At 69.8% G+C, this 19,442-nt stretch carries 16 protein-coding genes; 1 reads left to right on the plus strand and 15 read right to left on the minus strand.

Translation table 11 applies throughout. The features are described from left to right. Positions 1-44: 44 nt before the first annotated feature. From nuoN to AB0F38_RS11435, 14 genes are all read right to left on the minus strand, one after another. Positions 45-1,709: an NADH-quinone oxidoreductase subunit NuoN gene (gene nuoN / locus AB0F38_RS11370; RefSeq protein ID WP_361890188.1), complete on the minus strand. Its 1,665-nt coding sequence runs from the start codon at positions 1,707-1,709 to the stop codon at positions 45-47. Next, positions 1,706-3,277: an NADH-quinone oxidoreductase subunit M gene (locus AB0F38_RS11375; protein ID WP_361890191.1), complete on the minus strand. Its 1,572-nt coding sequence runs from the start codon at positions 3,275-3,277 to the stop codon at positions 1,706-1,708. The genes nuoN and AB0F38_RS11375 overlap by 4 nt, the downstream gene beginning before the upstream one ends. 4 nt (positions 3,278-3,281) lie before the next feature. Next, positions 3,282-5,177 carry an NADH-quinone oxidoreductase subunit L gene (gene nuoL, locus AB0F38_RS11380; RefSeq protein ID WP_361890194.1) on the minus strand — a complete coding sequence of 632 codons (1,896 nt, stop codon included), beginning with the start codon at positions 5,175-5,177 and terminating at the stop codon, positions 3,282-3,284. 12 nt (positions 5,178-5,189) lie between these two features. Then, positions 5,190-5,489 (minus strand): NADH-quinone oxidoreductase subunit NuoK, encoded by a 300-nt coding sequence (gene nuoK / locus AB0F38_RS11385; RefSeq protein WP_056796805.1) that lies wholly within the window; start codon positions 5,487-5,489, stop codon positions 5,190-5,192. Next, positions 5,486-6,364: an NADH-quinone oxidoreductase subunit J gene (locus AB0F38_RS11390; protein WP_361890197.1), complete on the minus strand. Its 879-nt coding sequence runs from the start codon at positions 6,362-6,364 to the stop codon at positions 5,486-5,488. The genes nuoK and AB0F38_RS11390 overlap by 4 nt, the downstream gene beginning before the upstream one ends. Beyond that, positions 6,361-6,993: an NADH-quinone oxidoreductase subunit NuoI gene (gene nuoI / locus AB0F38_RS11395; protein ID WP_361890200.1), complete on the minus strand. Its 633-nt coding sequence runs from the start codon at positions 6,991-6,993 to the stop codon at positions 6,361-6,363. The genes AB0F38_RS11390 and nuoI overlap by 4 nt, the downstream gene beginning before the upstream one ends. Continuing rightward, positions 6,950-8,302 carry an NADH-quinone oxidoreductase subunit NuoH gene (gene nuoH / locus AB0F38_RS11400; RefSeq protein ID WP_361890684.1) on the minus strand — a complete coding sequence of 451 codons (1,353 nt, stop codon included), beginning with the start codon at positions 8,300-8,302 and terminating at the stop codon, positions 6,950-6,952. The genes nuoI and nuoH overlap by 44 nt, the downstream gene beginning before the upstream one ends. A gap of 62 nt (positions 8,303-8,364) precedes the next feature. After that, entirely contained in the window at positions 8,365-10,872 is a 2,508-nt protein-coding gene (locus AB0F38_RS11405; RefSeq protein WP_361890203.1) for an NADH-quinone oxidoreductase subunit G, read from the minus strand. Continuing rightward, entirely contained in the window at positions 10,869-12,233 is a 1,365-nt protein-coding gene (nuoF, locus tag AB0F38_RS11410) for an NADH-quinone oxidoreductase subunit NuoF (RefSeq protein ID WP_361890206.1), read from the minus strand. Before nuoF ends, AB0F38_RS11405 begins: the two co-directional genes overlap by 4 nt. Continuing rightward, positions 12,233-13,048 (minus strand): NADH-quinone oxidoreductase subunit NuoE, encoded by an 816-nt coding sequence (gene nuoE, locus AB0F38_RS11415; RefSeq protein WP_361890209.1) that lies wholly within the window; start codon positions 13,046-13,048, stop codon positions 12,233-12,235. The genes nuoF and nuoE overlap by 1 nt, the downstream gene beginning before the upstream one ends. A 29-nt stretch (positions 13,049-13,077) precedes the next feature. Next, a complete protein-coding gene (locus AB0F38_RS11420; protein ID WP_361890212.1) occupies positions 13,078-14,454 on the minus strand; it encodes an NADH-quinone oxidoreductase subunit D in 1,377 nt (458 codons plus the stop codon). After that, positions 14,454-15,158, minus strand: coding sequence for an NADH-quinone oxidoreductase subunit C (locus AB0F38_RS11425; RefSeq protein WP_361890686.1), 705 nt, complete (start codon positions 15,156-15,158; stop codon positions 14,454-14,456). Before AB0F38_RS11425 ends, AB0F38_RS11420 begins: the two co-directional genes overlap by 1 nt. Positions 15,159-15,166: 8 nt before the next feature. Further along, positions 15,167-15,721 carry an NADH-quinone oxidoreductase subunit B gene (locus AB0F38_RS11430; protein WP_014154689.1) on the minus strand — a complete coding sequence of 185 codons (555 nt, stop codon included), beginning with the start codon at positions 15,719-15,721 and terminating at the stop codon, positions 15,167-15,169. Positions 15,722-15,739: 18 nt separating this feature from the next. Further along, complete coding sequence (locus AB0F38_RS11435) at positions 15,740-16,099, minus strand: NADH-quinone oxidoreductase subunit A (RefSeq protein ID WP_003992243.1); 360 nt, start codon at positions 16,097-16,099, stop codon at positions 15,740-15,742. Between the two features lie 914 nt (positions 16,100-17,013). Here AB0F38_RS11435 and AB0F38_RS11440 point away from each other — a divergent pair. Next, a complete protein-coding gene (locus AB0F38_RS11440) occupies positions 17,014-17,847 on the plus strand; it encodes a C40 family peptidase (RefSeq protein WP_361890215.1) in 834 nt (277 codons plus the stop codon). A gap of 100 nt (positions 17,848-17,947) precedes the next feature. Here the strand turns inward: AB0F38_RS11440 and mptB are convergent, their stop codons facing one another. Next, the gene (mptB, locus tag AB0F38_RS11445; protein WP_361890218.1) at positions 17,948-19,426 is read right to left on the minus strand and encodes a polyprenol phosphomannose-dependent alpha 1,6 mannosyltransferase MptB; all 1,479 of its coding nucleotides are present in this window, start codon (positions 19,424-19,426) and stop codon (positions 17,948-17,950) included. Positions 19,427-19,442 lie beyond the last annotated feature (16 nt).

Here is a 19,442-nt window from a genome sequence, read left to right on the forward strand (position 1 = left end):
TGACTTCCAGGGCCCGTCCGGCGTCGTCGTGGTGCTGCCGCCCGTTACCGCACGAACACTCCCGCCTGGCTCGCCAGGTCCAGGAAGTACTGCGGGGCCAGGCCCAGCACCAGGGTGACCGCGACACCGACCGCGATCGTGGTCATCGTCAGCGGGGACGGGACGGCGACCGTGGGGCCGTCCGCCTTCGGCTCGCTGAAGAACATCAGGACGATGACGCGGATGTAGAAGAAGGCGGCGATGGCCGACGAGATCACACCGACCACGACCAGTCCGGCCGCACCGCCGTCCGCCGCCGCCTTGAAGACGGCGAACTTGCCGGAGAAGCCCGAGGTGAGCGGGATACCGGCGAAGGACAGCAGGAACACGGCGAAGACGGCCGCCGTGAGCGGGGAGCGCCGGCCCAGGCCGGCCCACTTCGACAGGTGCGTCGCCTCGCCGCCCGCGTCGCGCACCAGGGTGACGACGGCGAAGGCGCCGACGGTCACGAAGGAGTACACGCCCAGGTAGAAGAGGACCGACGAGACGCCCTCCGGGCTGGCCGCGATGACACCGGCGAGGATGAAGCCCGCGTGCGCGATCGAGGAGTACGCCAGCAGCCGCTTGATGTCGGTCTGGGTGATCGCGACGACCGCCCCGCCCAGCATCGTGACGATCGCGACGCCCCACATGACCGGGCGCAGATCCCAGGTGAGCCCCGGCAGCACCACGTACAGCAGGCGCAGCAGCGCGCCGAACGCGGCGACCTTCGTGGCCGCGGCCATGAAGCCCGTGACCGGGGTGGGTGCACCCTGGTAGACGTCCGGGGTCCACATGTGGAACGGGACCGCGCCGACCTTGAAGAGCAGGCCCATGAGGATCATCGCGGCGCCGATCAGCAGCAGCGCGTCGTTGCCCATGGTGCCGGCGAGCGCCGGGTCGATCTCCTGGACGGTTCCGTCCACGACGTTCGCGATCCCGGCGTACGAGACGGTGCCGGCGTAGCCGTAGAGCAGTGCGATGCCGAAGAGCAGGAACGCCGAGGAGAAGGCGCCGAGCAGGAAGTACTTCACCGCGGCCTCCTGCGACATCAGCCGCTTGCGGCGGGCGACGGCGCACAGGAGGTAGAGCGGGAGGGAGAAGACCTCGAGCGCGACGAAGAGCGTCAGCAGGTCGTTGGCCGCCGGGAAGACGAGCATGCCCGCCACGGAGAACAGGACCAGCGGGAAGACCTCGGTCGTGGTGAAACCGGCCCTGACCGCCGCCTTCTCGCCGTCGCTGCCGGGGACCGAACCGGCCTGGGCGGCGAAGGAGTCCACGCGGTTGCCGTGCGCGGCCGGGTCCAGCCGCCGTTCGGCGAACGTGAACACGGAGACCATCGAGACCAGCAGGATGACGCCCTGCAGGAACAGGGTGGGTCCGTCGACGGCGACGGCGCCCATCGCGGCGATCTGCGCGTTCTTCCCGGCGTACCCGTCGGCCGCGAGCCCCACGACCGCGGCGAACGCGGCGGCGAGGGCGACGACGGTCAGGAACACCTGCGTGGTGTACCGGGCCCGGCGTGGGACGAAGGCCTCCACGAGGATGCCCAGGACGGCGACACCGACCACGATCAGGACGGGCGCCAGTTGGGCGTACTCGATGGTCGGCGCGGTGAACCTGTCGCCCGGTGCGGCCGTCGTCACCTCGCCCGCCGTCGTCCACAGACTGTGGACAGCTGTTGCGCTCACTTGGCGGCCTCCACCTCGGGCTGGGGGTCCTTCTTCTGTACGTCGTGCATGGTGTGCCGCACCGCCGGGTCGACGACCTCGGTGAGCGGCTTCGGGAACACGCCCAGGAAGATCAGCAGGGCGATCAGCGGAAGGGCCACCGCCAGCTCACGGACCTTGAGGTCGGGCATGCCCCCGATCCCCTCCCTGACCGGTCCCGTCATCGTCCGCTGGTAGAGGACGAGGACGTAGAGGGCGGCGAGCACGATGCCCAGGGTGGCGATGACGCCGAACACCGGGTACGCGCTGAACACGCCGACCAGGACCAGGAACTCGCTGACGAACGGGGCGAGGCCGGGCAGCGAGAGCGTGGCCAGGCCGCCGATCAGGAACGTCCCCGCCAGGACCGGCGCCACCTTCTGCACCCCGCCGTAGTCGGCGATGAGGCGCGAGCCGCGCCGGGTGATCAGGAATCCGGCGACCAGCATCAGCGCGGCCGTCGAGAGCCCGTGGTTGACCATGTAGAGCGTGGCGCCCGACTGGCCCTGGCTGGTCATCGCGAAGATGCCGAGCACGATGAAGCCGAAGTGCGAGATCGACGCGTAGGCGATGAGCCGCTTGATGTCGCGCTGGCCGACGGCGAGCAGCGCCCCGTAGACGATGGAGATCAGCGCCAGGACGAGGATCACCGGCGTGGCCCACTTGCTGGCCTCCGGGAACAGCTGGAGGCAGAAGCGGAGCATCGCGAAGGTGCCGACCTTGTCGACGACCGCGGTGATCAGGACGGCCACCGGGGTGGTCGCCTCCCCCATGGCGTTGGGAAGCCAGGTGTGCAGCGGCCACAGCGGCGCCTTCACCGCGAAGGCGAAGAAGAACCCGAGGAACAGCCACCGCTCGGTGCTGCTCGCCATCTCCAGGGAGCCGTCGGCCCGGGCCTCGGCGATCTCGGAGAGCGAGAAACTGCCCGCGACCACGTAGAGCCCGATGACGGCGGCCAGCATGATGAGCCCGCCGGCCAGGTTGTAGAGGAGGAACTTCACGGCCGCGTAGCTGCGCTGGGCCGCGGCGTTCTCGTCGGTGCCCGCGTGCGCCCGGTCCCCGAAGCCGCCGATGAGGAAGTACATCGGGATGAGCATGGCTTCGAAGAGGATGTAGAAGAGGAAGACGTCGGTGGCCTCGAAGGAGAGGATGACCATCGCTTCGACCATCAGGATCAGCGCGAAGAAGCCCTGGGTGGGCCGCCACCGGGAGGAGTTCGTCTCCAGGGGGTCGGCGTCGTGCCAGCCGGCCAGGATGACGAAGGGGATCAGCAGCGCGGTGAGCGCGAGGAGCGCCACCCCGATGCCGTCGACCCCCAGCTCGTACCGGACGCCGAAGTCCTTGATCCAGGCGTGCGACTCGGTCAGCTGGTAGCGCTCGCCGCCGGGTTCGAAGCGGGCGAACACGATGCCCGCCAGGACGAGGGTGCCCAGCGAGAAGAACAGCGCGAGCCATTTGGCGGCGGTGCGCCGTGCGGCGGGGACGGCGGCGGTGAGGATCGCGCCGATCGCCGGGAGCGCCGCCGTCGCTGTCAGGAGGGGAAAGGACATGGGATCAGACCGCCCTCATCAGCAGGGTTGCGGCGATGAGAACCGCCGCACCGCCGAACATCGAGACCGCGTAGGAGCGGGCATAGCCGTTCTGCAGCTTGCGCAGCCGGCCGGATAGCCCGCCCATCGTGGCGGCCGTGCCGTTGACGACGCCGTCGACCAGGGTGTGGTCGACGTAGACCAGGGAGCGGGTGAGGTGTTCGCCGCCGCGGACCAGGACCACGTGGTTGAAGTCGTCCTGGAGGAGGTCGCGGCGGGCTGCCCTGGTGAGCAGCGAGCCGCGCGGGGCCACGACGGGGACGGGCTTGCGCCCGTACATGGCCCAGGCGATGGCGACACCGATGACGAGCACCACCATGGTGGCGGCGGTGACGGTGGTGGCGCTGACCGGGGCGTGTCCGTGGTCGTGTCCGGTGACGGGCTCCAGCCAGTGCATGAACCGGTCGCCGATGGAGAAGAAGCCTCCGGCGAAGACCGACCCGAAGGCCAGCACGATCATCGGGATCGTCATCGACCTGGGTGACTCGTGCGGGTGCGGTTCGTGGCCCTCCGCGTCCGGCTGCCAGCGCTTCTCGCCGAAGAACGTCAGCAGCATCACGCGCGTCATGTAGAACGCGGTGATCGCGGCGCCCAGCAGGGTGACGGAGCCGAGGATCCAGCCCTCGGTGCCGCCCTTGGCGAAGGCCGCCTCGATGATCATGTCCTTGGAGAAGAAGCCGGACAGACCCGGGAAGCCGATGATCGCGAGGTAGCCGAGGCCGAAGGTGACGAAGGTGACCGGCATGAACGTCCGCAGGCCGCCGTACTTCCGCATGTCGACCTCGTCGTTCATGCCGTGCATGACCGAACCGGCACCGAGGAAGAGCCCCGCCTTGAAGAAGCCGTGCGTCACCAGGTGCATGATCGCGAAGACGTAGCCGATGGGGCCGAGGCCCGCGGCCAGGATCATGTAGCCGATCTGCGACATCGTCGACCCGGCGAGGGCCTTCTTGATGTCGTCCTTCGCGCAACCGACGATCGCACCGAAGAGGAGCGTGACCGCGCCGACGACCACGACGACCAGCTGGGCGTCGGGGGCCGCGTTGAAGATCGCGCCGGAGCGGACGATGAGGTAGACGCCCGCGGTCACCATGGTGGCGGCGTGGATGAGGGCCGAGACCGGGGTCGGGCCCTCCATCGCGTCACCGAGCCAGGACTGCAGCGGCACCTGGGCCGACTTGCCGCAGGCCGCGAGGAGCAGCATCAGGCCGATCGCCGTCAGCTTGCCCTCGCCGGTGTCCCCGGTCGCTTCGAGCACCGGACCGAAGGCGAAGGTGCCGAAGGTGGTGAACATCAGCATGATCGCGATGGACAGGCCCATGTCGCCGACCCGGTTGACCAGGAAGGCCTTCTTGGCGGCGGTGGCCGCGCTGGGCTTGTGCTGCCAGAAGCCGATGAGCAGGTACGACGCCAGACCGACGCCCTCCCACCCGACGTACAGCAGGAGGTAGTTGTCCGCGATGACCAGGATGAGCATCGCCGCGAGGAACAGATTCAGATAGCCGAAGAAGCGGCGGCGGCGCTCGTCGTGCTCCATGTAGCCGATCGAGTAGATGTGGATCAGCGTTCCCACACCGGTGATCAGCAGGACGAACGTCATCGACAGCTGATCGAGCTGGAAGGCCACATCGGCCTGGAATCCCTCGACGGGAATCCAGCTGAACAGCTTCTGGTGCAGGGCGCGGTCGTCGGCGCTCCTGCCCAGCATGTCGACGAACAGCACGACACCGACGACGAAGGACGCGGCGGCGAGCAGGGTGCCGATCCAGTGGCCGGCCCGGTCGAGCCGGCGTCCGCCGCACAGCAGGACCGCCGCTCCGAGCAGGGGCGCCGCGACCAGCAGCGCGATAAGGTTTTCCACGATTCCGACCCCTTACAGCTTCATCAGGCTGGCGTCGTCGACCGAGGCCGAGTGGCGGGAGCGGAACAGCGACACGATGATCGCGAGCCCGACGACGACCTCCGCGGCGGCGACGACCATCGTGAAGAAGGCGATGATCTGGCCGTCGAGGTTGCCGTGCATCCGGGAGAACGCGACGAGCGTGAGGTTGCAGGCGTTGAGCATCAGCTCGATGCACATGAACACCACGATCGCGTTCCGCCTGATCAGCACACCGGAGGCGCCGATCGTGAACAAAAGGGCCGCGAGGTAGAGGTAGTTGACCGGATTCACTTGGCGACCTCCTCCCCTTCTTCTGCGAGGTCCTTCTCCACGAGGCCGTCCCTCGCGTGGTCGTGCTCCGTGCGGTCGCGGCCCAGCCGCTCCTCGGAGCGCTGTTCCAGCGCCTTGAGGTCGGCGAGCGACTCGTCGGACACGTCGCGGATCTGGCCGCGCCGGCGCAGCGTCTGCATGACGGTGAGCTCGGACGGGGTGCCGTCCGGGAGCAGTCCGGCGATGTCCACGGCGTTGTGCCGTGCGTAGACGCCGGGGGCGGGCAGCGGCGGTACGTGGCTGCTGCGCACCCGCTGCTGCGACAGCTCCCGCTGGGTCTTGGCGCGTTCGGTGCGCTCGCGGTGCGTCAGCAGCATCGCGCCGACGGTCGCCGTGATCAGCAGGGCGCCGGTGATCTCGAACGCGAAGACGTACTTGGTGAAGATCAGGTTGGCGATGCCCTCGACGTTGCCGCCGTGCCGGGCGTTCGCCGCACCCAGGCCGTTGAAGCCGCTCAGCGAGGCCTGGCCGATGCCGGCGATCAGGAGGACGCCGAAGCCGAGGCCGCAGGCGGCGGCCAGCCAGCGCTGGCCCTTGAGGGTCTCCTTGAGGGAGTCCGCCGCGGTGACGCCGACGAGCATGACCACGAAGAGGAACAGCATCATGATCGCGCCGGTGTAGACGACGATCTGGACGATGCCCAGGAAATAGGCGCCGTTGGCGAGGTAGAAGACCGCCAGCACGATCATGGTGCCGGCGAGCGACAGCGCGCTGTGCACCGCCTTCTTCATCAGGACGGTGGCGAGCGCGCCGAGGACGGCGACGGTGCCGAGCAGCCAGAACTGGACGGCCTCACCGGTCGAGGTGGTGGCCGCTGCGGCCAGACCGGACGTCATGCGTCCACCTCCTTGTCCGACTCGCCCTCGGAGACGGCCGTCTGGCGCTCCGTACCGGGCGCGGCCTCGGTCACCAGGCCCCGGTAGTAGTCCTGTTCGTCCATGCCCGGGAAGATCGCGTGCGGGCTGTCGACCATGCCTTCCTCCAGCCCCGCGAGCAGCTCGTCCTTGGTGTAGATCAGGCTCTCGCGGGTGGTGTTGGCGAGCTCGAACTCGTTCGTCATGGTCAGTGCCCGGGTGGGGCACGCCTCGATGCAGAGCCCGCACAGGATGCAGCGCGCGTAGTTGATCTGGTAGACGCGGCCGTAGCGCTCCCCCGGGGAGTAGCGCTCCTCGTCGGTGTTGTCCGCGCCCTCCACGTAGATGGCGTCCGCCGGACACGCCCAGGCGCACAGCTCGCAGCCGACGCACTTCTCCAGGCCGTCGGGGTGGCGGTTGAGCTGGTGCCGGCCGTGGAAGCGCGGCGCCGTCACCTTCTGCGTCTCCGGGTACTGCTCGGTCAGCCGCTTCTTGAACATGGCCTTGAAGGTCACGCCGAAGCCGGCCACGGGATTCAGGAACTTCTCCCCTGAGGGCTCTGAGGGCTCAGACACCGTCAGCCTCCTTTCCGTCACTCGTACGTCCGCCATTCGCGGGTTCGTCACTCCGCGTATCCGGTCCGCCACTGACAACGAGCTCGCGCTCGCGTCGTGGCCTGCGGCGCGGCACGGGCGGCAGGGTCTGGCCCGGCAGCGGCGGCACCGGGAAGCCGCCCGCCATCGGGTCGAACGCCGGCTCGGGCCCGGCCTCCGCCTCGACGGCCTTGGCCTTCCGGTCCCGGAAGATGTCGGCGACGAAGCTGATCAGCAGGATCGCGATGACGGCCCCGGCGACGTACAGCACGATCTTCGAGAAGTCGTACCCCTCGTTGCGCAGCGCCCGGACCGTGGCGACCAGCATCAGCCAGACCACGGAGACCGGGATCAGGACCTTCCAGCCGAGCTTCATCAGCTGGTCGTAGCGGACCCTGGGCAGCGTGCCGCGCAGCCAGATGAAGAAGAACAGCAGCAGCTGGACCTTGATGACGAACCAGAGCATCGGCCACCAGCCGTGGTTCGCGCCCTCCCAGAAGGTGCTGATCGGGTACGGAGCCCGCCAGCCGCCCAGGAACAGGGTCACGGAGACCGCGGAGACGGTGACCATGTTGACGTACTCGGCGAGCATGAACATCGCGAACTTGATGGAGGAGTACTCGGTGTTGAAGCCGCCGACCAGGTCGCCCTCGGACTCCGGCATGTCGAACGGGGCGCGGTTGGTCTCCCCGACCATCGTGACGACGTAGATGATGAAGGAGACCGGCAGCAGGATGATGAACCAGCGGTCCTCCTGCGCCTCCACGATCTTCGAGGTCGACATCGACCCGGAGTAGAGGAACACCGAGGCGAACGCTGCGCCCATGGCGATCTCGTAGCTGATCATCTGGGCGCACGAGCGCAGACCGCCGAGCAGCGGGTACGTCGATCCGGAGGACCAGCCGGCCAGCACGATGCCGTAGATGCCGACGGAGGCGATCGCGAGGACGTACAGCATCGCGATCGGCAGGTCGGTCAGCTGCATCGTCGTACGGTGGCCGAAGATCGAGACCTCGTTGCCGGGCGGCCCGAACGGGATCACCGCGATCGCCATGAACGCGGGCGCGGCGGCGATGACCGGCGCCAGGACGTAGACGACCTTGTCGGCCCGCTTGACGACGACGTCTTCCTTCAGCATCAGCTTGACGCCGTCGGCGAGCGACTGGAGCATGCCCCAGGGGCCGTGCCGGTTCGGGCCGATGCGCAGCTGCATCCAGGCGACGACCTTGCGCTCCCACACGATGGAGAAGAGCACGGTCACCATCAGGAACGCGAAGCAGAACACCGCCTTGACGCCGACGAGCCACCAGGGGTCGGTGCCGAACATCGAGAGATCCTCGGCAGCGAGGACGGCACGGTGCGGTGCCGTCGCGAGTGGGACGAGGCCAGTCACGCCCGTACCTCCGATGCGACGTCGTGGGAGCCCGGGGCGGCGGGGCCGATCCGGACCAGTGCGCCGGGGACCGCACCCGTGTCGGCCGGGACGCCCCGGCCCACGGAGTTGAGCGGCACCCACACCACGCGGTCCGGCATGTCGGTGACCGCCAGCGGGAGTTCGGTGGTGCCGGCGGGGCCGGTGACGGCCAGCAGGTCGCCGTCCTTCACCCCGGCCTCGGCCGCCGTGGTGGCGGACAGCCGGGCGACGGCCGCGTGCCGGGTACCGGCCAGTGCCTCGTCGCCCTCCTGCAGCCGGCCCCGGTCGAGCAGCATCCGGTGGCCCGCGAGGACCGCCTCGCCGTCGCCCGCCCGGGGCACCGGCCGGGACCTGGCCCGCGGGTCCTCGGCGTGGGTGCCCTGCCAGCCGCCGAGCCGGTCCAGCTCGCGGCGCGCCGCGCGCAGGTCCGGCAGGGCGAGGTGCACGTCCAGCGCGTCGGCCAGCATGTGCAGCACCCGCGCGTCGGTCGGGCAGAGCGTGCGCGGCAGCTGCTCGGGCTTGAGCGCGGCCTCGAACATCCGCGCCCTGCCTTCCCAGTTGAGGAAGGTGCCGGGCTTCTCCGCGACGGCGGCGACGGGAAGGACCACGTCGGCGCGCTCGGTGACGGCGCCGGGGCGCAGCTCCAGCGAGACCAGGAAGCCGACCTCGTCCAGAGCTTCCAGGGCGCGGGCCGGGTCGGGCAGGTCCTCGGGGTCGACGCCGGCGACCAGCAGCGCGGCCAGTTCGCCGGTGGCCGCGGCCTCCACGATCTGTCCGGTGTCACGGCCGAAGCGGGACGGGAGCGCGGCGACGCCCCAGACGGACGCCACCTCCTGCCTGGCCCGCGGATCGGTCGCCGGACGGCCGCCGGGCAGCAGCGACGGGAGCGCGCCCGCCTCCAGGGCGCCGCGCTCACCGGCCCGCCGCGGGATCCACACGAGCGTGGCCCCGGTCGCGGCGGCGGTCCGTACGACGGCGGTCAGCGCGCCGGGCACTCCGGCGAGCCGCTCGCCCACGACGATCAGGGCGCCCTCGCCGCGCAGCGCCTCGGCCGCCACGGCTCCTTCGCCCTCCAGGCCGACGCCACCCGCGAGGGCGTCCAGCCACTCGGTCTCGGTGCCCGGTGCGGCGGGGAGCAGCGTGCCGCCCGCCTTCTCCAGTCCGCGGGTGGCGTGCGAGGCGAGCGCGAACGTCCGCTGCCCGTGCTTGCGGTGGGCCTTGCGCAACCGCAGGAAGACGCCGGGCGCCTCCTCCTCGGACTCGAAGCCGGCCAGCAGGACAGCCGGTGCCTTTTCGAGAGCGGTGTACGTGACCCCGGTGCCGTCCAGGTCCCGTCCTCGTCCGGCCACCCGCGCGGCCAGGAAGTCGGCCTCCTCGCCGCTGTGGACCCGGGCCCGGAAGTCGATGTCGTTCGTGCCGAGGGCGATCCGCGCGAACTTGCTGTACGCGTAGGCGTCCTCGACGGTCAGCCGGCCGCCGGTGAGAACGGCCGCCCTGCCGTGGGCGGCCGAGAGGCCGGCCGCCGCGGCGGCCAGGGCCTCGGGCCAGCTCGCCGCTTCGAGGACACCGTCCGCGTTGCGTACGAGCGGGGTGGTGAGCCGGTCGCGCTGCTGGGCGTAGCGGAAGCCGAAGCGGCCCTTGTCGCAGAGCCACTCCTCGTTGACCTCGGGGTCGTTGGAGGCGAGCCGCCGCATGACCTTGCCGCGCCGGTGGTCGGTCCGGGTCGCGCAGCCGCCGGCGCAGTGCTCGCACACCGAAGGCGTCGACACCAGGTCGAAGGGCCGGGAGCGGAAGCGGTACGCCGCCGAGGTGAGTGCTCCGACCGGGCAGATCTGGATGGTGTTGCCGGAGAAGTACGACTCGAAGGGATCGCCCTGACCGGTACCGACCTGCTGGAGCGCGCCGCGCTCGATCAGTTCGATCATCGGGTCACCGGCCACCTGGTTGGAGAACCGGGTGCAGCGTGCGCAGAGCACGCACCGCTCGCGGTCCAGCAGCACCTGGGTGGAGATGGGGACGGGCTTGACGAAGGTGCGCTTCTTCCCGTCGAAGCGGGAGTCGGCGCCGCCGTGCGACATCGCCTGGTTCTGCAGGGGGCACTCGCCGCCCTTGTCGCAGACCGGGCAGTCCAGCGGGTGGTTGATGAGCAGGAGCTCCATCACCCCCTTCTGGGCCTTCTCCGCGACCGGCGAGGTGATCTGCGACTTCACGACCATGCCGTCGGTGCACGTGATGGTGCAGGACGCCATCGGCTTGCGCTGGCCCTCGACCTCGACGATGCACTGCCGGCAGGCGCCGGCCGGGTCGAGGAGCGGGTGGTCGCAGAAGCGCGGGATCTCGATGCCGAGGAGCTCGGCGGCGCGGATGACCAGGGTGCCCTTGGGGACGCTGATCTCGATGCCGTCGATCGTCAGCGTGACCAGGTCCTCGGGCGGGATGGCCGCCTCGCCGCCCCCGGAGGGCGCACTCGTGGTGACTGTCATGCGTTCACCCCCAGGTGAGCGTTCTTGTCGTCGGCCCAGACGGTCGACTTGGCGGGATCGAAGGGGCAGCCCTTGCCGGTGATGTGCTGCTCGTACTCCTCGCGGAAGTACTTCAGCGAGGAGAAGATCGGCGAGGCGGCACCGTCACCGAGGGCACAGAAGGACTTGCCGTTGATGTTGTCGGCGATGTCGTTGAGCTTGTCGAGGTCGGCCATCTGGCCCTTGCCGGCCTCGATGTCGCGGAGCAGCTGGACGAGCCAGTACGTGCCCTCGCGGCACGGCGTGCACTTGCCGCAGGACTCGTGGGCGTAGAACTCGGTCCAGCGGGTGACGGCCCGCACGACGCAGGTGGTCTCGTCGAAGCACTGCAGCGCCTTGGTGCCGAGCATGGACCCGGCGGCACCGACGCCCTCGTAGTCCAGCGGGACGTCGAGGTGCTCCTCGGTGAACATCGGGGTGGAGGAGCCACCGGGGGTCCAGAACTTCAGTCGGTGGCCTTCCCGGATGCCGCCGCTCATGTCGAGCAGCTGGCGCAGGGTGATGCCGAGCGGGGCCTCGTACTGGCCGGGGCTGGTGACGTGCCCGCTGAGCGAGTACAGCGTGAAGCCCGGGGACTTCTCGCTGCCCATCGACTTGAACCAGTCCTTGCCACGGTTCAGGATCGCGGGAACCGAGGCGATGGACTCGACGTTGTTCACCACGGTGGGACAGGCGTACAGACCGGCGACCGCGGGGAAGGGGGGCCGCAGCCGGGGCTGGCCGCGCCGCCCTTCGAGCGAGTCGAGCAGTGCGGTCTCCTCACCGCAGATGTACGCGCCGGCACCGGCGTGCACGGTGAGTTCCAGGTCGAGACCCGAGCCCAGGACGTCCTTCCCCAGGTACCCCGCCTCGTACGCCTCGCGGACGGCCTCGTGCAGCCGCCGCAGTACGGGGACGACCTCACCGCGCAGGTAGATGAAGGCGTGCGACGAGCGGATCGCGTAGCAGGCGATCACGATGCCCTCGATGAGGCTGTGCGGGTTCGCGAAGAGGAGCGGGATGTCCTTGCAGGTCCCCGGCTCCGACTCGTCGGCGTTGACCACCAGGTAGTGCGGCTTGCCGTCGCCCTGCGGGATGAACTGCCACTTCATCCCGGTGGGGAAGCCGGCTCCGCCGCGTCCGCGCAGACCGGAGTCCTTGACGTACGCGATGAGGTCGTCCGGCGACATGGCGAGCGCCTTGCGCAGTCCCTCGTAGCCGTCGTGGCGGCGGTAGGTGTCCAGGGTCCAGGAATCCGGCTCGTCCCAGAAGGCGGAGAGCACGGGGGCCAGGAGCTTCTCCGGACTGGTCCCGTTCCTGTCGATCTCGGCTGCCAAGGTCATCACTCCCCCTCCTCGGCTACGGGCCCGGCCGGGTGCTCCGGGTCGGAGGCCGAGGTCTGCTGCGGTGCGTCATGAGAGCTGAGGTGCTCGGCGCCCTTCTGCGGCTGGTCGCCCGGGGCCTCGCCCCGGGGCGCGACCACGCGGGCGGGCACGGCGGCCTCGCCCTTGGCGAGCTTCAGCCCGACCAGGGAGGCGGCACCCGCTCCCCCCGTGGCCTCGACGGCGCCGGGGCGCTCGTCGGGGAAGCCGGCCAGCATGCGGGCCGTCTCCTTGTACGTGCACAGGGGTGCGCCGCGGGTGGGTTCGACGGTCCGGCCGGCGATCAGGTCGTCGACGAGGCGGGTCGCGCTCTCCGGCGTCTGGTTGTCGAAGAACTCCCAGTTGACCATCACGACGGGCGCGAAGTCACAGGCCGCGTTGCACTCGATGTGCTCCAGGGTGACCTTGCCGTCCTCGGTCGTCTCGTCGTTGCCGACACCGAGGTGGTCCTTGAGCCGGTCGAAGATGGCGTCGCCGCCCATCACCGCGCACAGGGTGTTGGTGCAGACCCCGACCTGGTAGTCGCCGCTCGGCCGGCGCCGGTACATCGTGTAGAAGGTGGCGACCGCGGTGACCTCGGCGGTGGTGAGGCCGAGGAGCTCGGCACAGAACGCCATGCCCGTGCGGGAGACGTACCCCTCCTCCGACTGCACCAGGTGCAGCAGCGGCAGCAGCGCGGATCGGCTGCCTGGATAGCGGGCGATCACCTCCTGCGCGTCCGCCGCGAGCCGGGCGCGTACGTCGGCCGGGTAGGCGGGGGCGGGGAGCTGCGGCATCCCCAGACTGACTTCTCGATCGGTTGCGGTCACCGGTCGACGCCTCCCATCACGGGGTCGATGGACGCGACGGCGACGATGACGTCGGCGACCTGGCCGCCCTCGCACATCGCCGCCATGGCCTGCAGGTTGGTGAAGGACGGGTCACGGAAGTGGACCCGGTAGGGGCGGGTGCCGCCGTCCGAGACGACGTGCACGCCCAGCTCGCCCTTGGGGGACTCGACGGCGGTGTACGTCTGTCCGGCCGGGACCCGGAAGCCCTCGGTCACCAGCTTGAAGTGGTGGATCAGGGCCTCCATGGAGGTGCCCATGATCTTCTTGATGTGGTCGAGCGAGTTGCCGAGGCCGTCGGGACCGAGCGCGAGCTGCGCGGGCCAGGCGATCTTCTTGTCGGCGACCATGACCGGGCCCGGCTCCAGCCGGTCCAGGCACTGCTCGACGATCCTGAGCGACTGCCGCATCTCCTCCAGGCGGATGAGGAAGCGGCCGTAGGCGTCACAGGTGTCCGCGGTGGGCACGTCGAACTCGTAGGTCTCGTAACCGCAGTAGGGGTCGGTCTTGCGCAGGTCGTGCGGGAGCCCGGAGGACCGCAGGACCGGGCCGGTGGCGCCGAGCGCCATGCAGCCGGCCAGGTCGAGGTGTCCGACGCCCTGCATGCGTGCCTTGAAGATCGGGTTGCCGGTGGCGAGCTTGTCGTACTCCGGCAGGTTCTTCTTCATGGTCTTCACGAACTCGCGGACACGGTCGACCGCGCCCGGGGGCAGGTCCTGGGCGAGTCCGCCGGGCCGGATGTACGCGTGGTTCATCCGGAGGCCGGTGATCAGTTCGAAGAGGTCGAGAACCATTTCACGATCACGGAGGCCGTAGATCATGATCGTCGTCGCGCCGAGCTCCATACCGCCGGTGGCGACGCACACCAGGTGCGAGGAGATCCGGTTGAGCTCCATCAGCAGGACGCGCAGGACGGTGGCCCGGTCGGGGATCTGGTCCTCGATGCCGAGGAGCTTCTCGACCCCGAGGCAGTACGCCGCCTCGTTGAACAGCGGGGTCAGGTAGTCCATGCGCGTGACGAAGGTGGTGCCCTGGGTCCAGTTCCGGAATTCGAGGTTCTTCTCGATGCCGGTGTGGAGGTAGCCGATTCCGCAGCGGGCCTCGGTGACGGTCTCGCCGTCGATCTCCAGGATCAGCCGCAGCACGCCGTGCGTGGACGGGTGCTGGGGGCCCATGTTGACGATGATGCGTTCGTCGTCCGACGTGGCGGCGGACTCGACGACCTCGTCCCAGTCGCCGCCGGTGACCGTATATACGGTCCCCTCGGTCGTGGCGCGGGAATCGGAGAGGGGCGTCCCGGAGGGACCCGGTGAGGGGTGGTGGCCGGGAGACGGGTGGGATCGGGGAGTAGTCATCAGCTGTACGACCTCCGCTGGTCCGGAGCCGGGATCTGGGCGCCCTTGTACTCGACGGCGATGCCGCCGAGCGGGTAGTCCTTGCGCTGCGGGAAGCCCTGCCAGTCGTCCGGCATCATGATCCGGGTCAGGGCGGGGTGCCCGTCGAAGACCAGCCCGAAGAAGTCGTAGGTCTCGCGCTCGTGCCAGTCGTTGGTCGGATAGACCTCGACGAGGGACGGGATGTGCGGATCGCTGTCGGGGGCGGACACCTCCAGGCGGATCAGCCGCCCGTGGGTGAGCGATCGCAGGTGGTAGACCGCGCGCAGCTCGCGCCCCTTGTGCCCCGGGAAGTGCACGCCGCTCACGCCCGTGCAGAGCTCGAAGCGCAGGGCCGGGTCGTCGCGCAGGGTCCGGGCGACCTGCGGCAGGTGCTCGCGGGCGATGTGGAAGGTGAGTTCGTCCCGGTCGACGACCGTCCTCTCGATGGCGTTGGCGGGAAGCAGGTCCTGTTCCTCCAGGGCGCCCTCCAGCTCGTCGGCCACTTCGTCGAACCAGCCGCCGTACGGACGGGAGGAGGCGCCCGGCAGGGTCACGGTGCGGACGAGTCCGCCGTAACCGGAGGTGTCGCCGCCGTTGCCGGCACCGAACATCCCCTTGCGTACGCCGATGACCTCACCGGTGTCGTCGCGCGGGGTGGGAACCTGGCCGCTGTTCGTGTTCATCTCGTCGCTCACCGCAGCAGCCCCTTCATCTCGATCAGGGGCAGTGCCTTGAGGGCCGCCTCCTCCGCCTCGCGGGCGGCCTCCTCCGCGTTGACCCCGAGCTTGGAGCCCTGGATCTTCTGGTGGAGCTTGAGGATGGCGTCGATCAGCATCTCGGGACGCGGCGGGCATCCCGGCAAATAGATATCGACAGGGACGATATGATCAACACCCTGCACAATGGCGTAATTGTTGAACATACCGCCCGATGATGCGCAAACCCCCATGGAGATCACCCACTTGGGGCTCGGCATCTGGTCATAGACCTGCCTCAGGACGGGCGCCATCTTCTGGCTGACCCGTCCCGCGACGATCATCAGATCCGCCTGCCGCGGCGAGCCGCGGAAGACCTCCATACCGAAACGGGCCAGGTCGTACCGCCCGGCTCCGGTCGTCATCATCTCGATGGCGCAGCAGGCGAGGCCGAAGGTGGCCGGGAAGACGGAGGACTTCCGTACCCAGCCGGCGGCCTGCTCGACAGTGGTCAGCACGAAGCCGCTCGGCAGCTTCTCTTCGAGTCCCATGGTGTGCCCCTCAGCCCCTCAGTCCCATTCCAGGCCGCCCCGACGCCACACGTACGCGTAGGCGACGAAGACGGTGAGCACGAAGAGCAGCATCTCCACGAGCCCGAAGATCCCCAGGGCGTCGAAGGTGACCGCCCAGGGATAGAGGAAGACGATCTCGATGTCGAAGACGATGAACAGCATCGCCGTCAGGTAGTACTTGATGGGGAAACGGCCGCCTCCGGCTGGAGTGGGGGTGGGTTCGATACCGCACTCGTACGCTTCGAGCTTTGCCCGGTTGTACCGCTTGGGGCCGATAAGCGTGGCCATGACCACGGAGAAGATCGCAAACCCTGCCCCGAGGGCGCCGAGCACGAGGATGGGCGCGTAGGCATTCACGCTCCTCGCTCCTTCCAGTCGTCCTTGACCGTTGGACCGCATCGGGCGACCGGCTCGCCACCTCACCAAGATCGTGCACATGTGAGGCAGTTCACAAGCCCGACTGCCCCGCATCCTATGCCTGCCACCCTGTGATCTGCGACACGGGGTACGCCCCCACCTTTGTGATCTCCACCACCTGACGAACGATCATGAAGTCGGATGAGCGGTGATCTTCGCACCCGAAGCGGCCGAGTGGTTACGAGACGTGACATCTGGCGGCGTTACCGCTGGTCAACGGCATGGAGCACTATCAATTGACAGCCACTACAAGCAAATTGGTGATGGACACCGGGTGGGTGATATAGGGACCCGCCACACGTGGACCCACCCGGACGGGGGCCCGGGCGTACCGATGTGGACAATGTGCGCGCATTCACGAACTTCCGGACGCGCTCCGCAGGAGCGGATCCGAGCGGGCCGCACCCTCGGGCGGAGCGCCCGGAGGCACACGGCGCCGACGCCACCCGATCGCGGACCGGAGACGTCCCGGACCACCGACCGGCCACCGGACGAACGGACATGACTCACCAATAGGTCATGGAGGCACATCGGGCCGGCCACCCCGGCGACCGCACCCGGGACGCGGGTGCACGGTCACCCCGCACGGAAGGGTCACGTTGTGACCTGCGTCACTTCACACATGCTTCAACTGAAGCGGGCTTGGCCATCCGTGTGAACAGATGGTAGGTGACGGGCAATTCGGGCGTATTGCTGAAACGCTGTGATCACAGCCGTGATGACGGTTGCCCGTTTTGCCCGTTACGGCGTCAATAAAGGCCCCAGATAAGCGGATTCATAGATTCCGAACGTAACTGTGTCGCAACACACGTTTCTTGACGGATACCCCCACACCCCTGATAGCGCTAGTACCCATGTCCCACACCGCTCACATACCCAGCCACCGGAAGCCCCGCCAGAGTGCCTCGAAGACGGCGCTGCGAGCCGGAGTTGCCGGTGGCGTCCTCAGCACCATCGCGGTCGCAGGCGCCGCCGGTCCGGCCCAGGCCGAGCCGGTGACCCAGACCATCGAGATGCCCACCATCACGGCCGGGCTCTCCACGACCGTCGCCGCCTCCGCCCAGGCGACACAGCAGGTCGCGCTCGACCTGGAGACGCAGGCGCACGAGGACGCGGCGGCGTCCGTGGCCGCGAAGACCGCCAAGAAGGCCAAGGCCGAGGCGGTCCGCAAGGCCGAGGCCAAGGAGAAGGCCGAGGCCGCCGCCAGGGCGAAGGCGGAGGCCGCCGCCGAGCGTGCCTCCCGCACCGCCGAGCGCACCACGCTGAGTGCCTCCTCGGGCTCGTCGGGCTCCTCCGCGTCCTCCTCGTCGCCGTCGTACTCCTCGAACGCCACGGGTTCCGCGGCGTCCGTGGTCGCGTTCGCGCAGGCGCAGGTCGGCGACGCGTACGTGTCCGGTGGCACCGGCCCCAACTCGTGGGACTGCTCCGGTCTGGTCCAGGCCGCGTTCCGCACGGTGGGCGTCGATCTGCCGCGCGTCTCGCAGAGCCAGTCGACGGCCGGCACCCAGGTCTCGCTGAACAACCTTCAGCCGGGCGACATCCTGTACTGGGGCGGTGCGGGCAGCGCGTACCACGTCGGCATCTACGTCGGCGGCGGCCAGTTCGTCGGCGCGCAGAACTCCGGCACGGGTGTGGTGCAGCAGTCCCTGGACTACGACCCGCCGTCGGGCGCGGTCCGCGTTCTCTGATCCACCGGCACGCCGGACGCTTCAGCACGGCCGAGGGCCGTCACCCCCCGCTCGGGGGTGACGGCCCTTTCGTGCCCCTGTCCTGCCGTGCCGCCCCCGGTCACCGTGTCCCGGTCCGGACCTCGGCCGCCGCGCCCTCGGGCCGGCGCGGCCCCGGCACCCTCGCCACCGCCGGTGCCGCCGCGTCACGGCGCAGCAGCAGTACGCCGGCCAGGCATGTGAGTCCCGCCAGCACGAAGCCGTACGCGGGCGTCGAACCCGAGGGCTGCGTCTCGTACACGAGCGCCGCCGACAGCACCGTCACCACGTTCCGGACGCGCCCGTCACCCGCAGTGGCCGCGATCACCGTCGTCCCCCAGAGCAGGTACCACGGCTGCACCATCGGGGAGAGGGCCACCAGGGCCAGCAGCGCCAGGCCCAGGGCGTGGACCGGTTCCGTACGGCCGGTCCAGGAACGCCGGGCGAGGACGGCGATCAGCACGAGGGCGACCAGCAGTCCCAGGTTGCGCACGGCCGACCTGACCGGATCCGGATCGGTTCCGATGAGCAGCCGCAGCAGTTCGCCGAGCCCCAGCCCGAGGTCGCTGCTGACCGACAGCGCGGTGTGTATGCGCCCCGCGACGCTCTGGGTCCCCAGCCAGCCGAAGCCGGTGCCGCACAGGAGCGTCGCGAGGACGGCGACCGCCCCGGCGACCGCCCCGGGCCCCAGCAGCCCCTTCGCCACGCGTCGTACGAGTGGGCCGGACGCCGCCCGGCCCACCACGACTCCGACGAACAGCAGGGCCAGCGCGGCAGGGGACTTGACCATCATCGCGAGCCCGATGAGCACCGAGCCGGTGATCCACCGCCCGCGCAGGGCGCACACCGCGCCCGCCAGCATGAGACCCACCATCAGTCCGTCGTTGTGGATGCCGCCGACCACGTGGAGGAGCAGCAGCGGGTTGAGCGCCCCCAGGTGGAGCGCGACGCTCCCGCTGCGGCCGTGCTCGCGGGCCAGGCGCAGCAGCGCCCAGGCGATCAGCGCCAGCGCGCCCAGGGCGACGATCCGCAGGCCCAGCACGGCGGGGACGATCGTGCCGCCCGTCGCCCAGGCGACACCGCGCGCGAGGAGCAGGAAGAACGGGCCGTACGGGGCGGGGGTTTCGGTCCAGTGGCCGCCGACGCTCGCCGCGGCGTCACCGCCGGGCCCCGCGGGGTCCAGGACCGACGGCCCCACGGTGTAGACGTCGTGGCCTTCGAGGACCATCGCGCCCTGGGCGATGTAGCTGTAGACGTCGGCGCTGTGGAGCGGCGGCGCCAGGACGAGCGGGGCCGCCCACCAGACGAGGGTGACGAGGGTGTGGCGGACGGAGGCACCCGCCCTGCCGTACAGCCACCAGGAGACGACGAGGAGCGTCAGGCCGCCGTACGCCAGTGCGTAGCCCGCGGCGGTCGCCGCGGGCCCGTGCGGGACCCACAGGCCCCACGGGTCGCGGGCCGGCAGGGTCCCGACGGCCCAGCCGCCCGCCGCTGTCGCCGCCGAGCCGGCCGCGCCCAGCCGGCGGTACGCGCCGACGCTCCATGCCCCCGTTGCCCGCATGGTCCGCAACCTACCG

It is taken from the genome of Streptomyces sp. NPDC025273, from assembly GCF_040638585.1.
Taxonomy (GTDB): Bacteria; Actinomycetota; Actinomycetes; order Streptomycetales; family Streptomycetaceae; genus Streptomyces; species Streptomyces cinereorectus.

Coding starts and splice junctions, on each gene's coding strand:
- nuoE (WP_361890209.1), bottom strand. CDS start 13,048: ATGCCGCAGCTCCCCGCCCCCGCCTACCCGGCCGACGTACGCGCCCGG.
- AB0F38_RS11420 (WP_361890212.1), bottom strand. CDS start 14,454: ATGACTACTCCCCGATCCCACCCGTCTCCCGGCCACCACCCCTCACCG.
- mptB (WP_361890218.1), bottom strand. CDS start 19,426: ATGCGGGCAACGGGGGCATGGAGCGTCGGCGCGTACCGCCGGCTGGGC.
- AB0F38_RS11430 (WP_014154689.1), bottom strand. CDS start 15,721: ATGGGACTCGAAGAGAAGCTGCCGAGCGGCTTCGTGCTGACCACTGTC.
- AB0F38_RS11425 (WP_361890686.1), bottom strand. CDS start 15,158: ATGAACACGAACAGCGGCCAGGTTCCCACCCCGCGCGACGACACCGGT.
- AB0F38_RS11375 (WP_361890191.1), bottom strand. CDS start 3,277: ATGTCCTTTCCCCTCCTGACAGCGACGGCGGCGCTCCCGGCGATCGGC.
- AB0F38_RS11440 (WP_361890215.1), top strand. CDS start 17,014: ATGTCCCACACCGCTCACATACCCAGCCACCGGAAGCCCCGCCAGAGT.
- AB0F38_RS11405 (WP_361890203.1), bottom strand. CDS start 10,872: ATGACAGTCACCACGAGTGCGCCCTCCGGGGGCGGCGAGGCGGCCATC.
- nuoH (WP_361890684.1), bottom strand. CDS start 8,302: ATGTTCGGCACCGACCCCTGGTGGCTCGTCGGCGTCAAGGCGGTGTTC.
- AB0F38_RS11390 (WP_361890197.1), bottom strand. CDS start 6,364: ATGACGTCCGGTCTGGCCGCAGCGGCCACCACCTCGACCGGTGAGGCC.
- nuoI (WP_361890200.1), bottom strand. CDS start 6,993: ATGGCGGACGTACGAGTGACGGAAAGGAGGCTGACGGTGTCTGAGCCC.
- nuoF (WP_361890206.1), bottom strand. CDS start 12,233: ATGACCTTGGCAGCCGAGATCGACAGGAACGGGACCAGTCCGGAGAAG.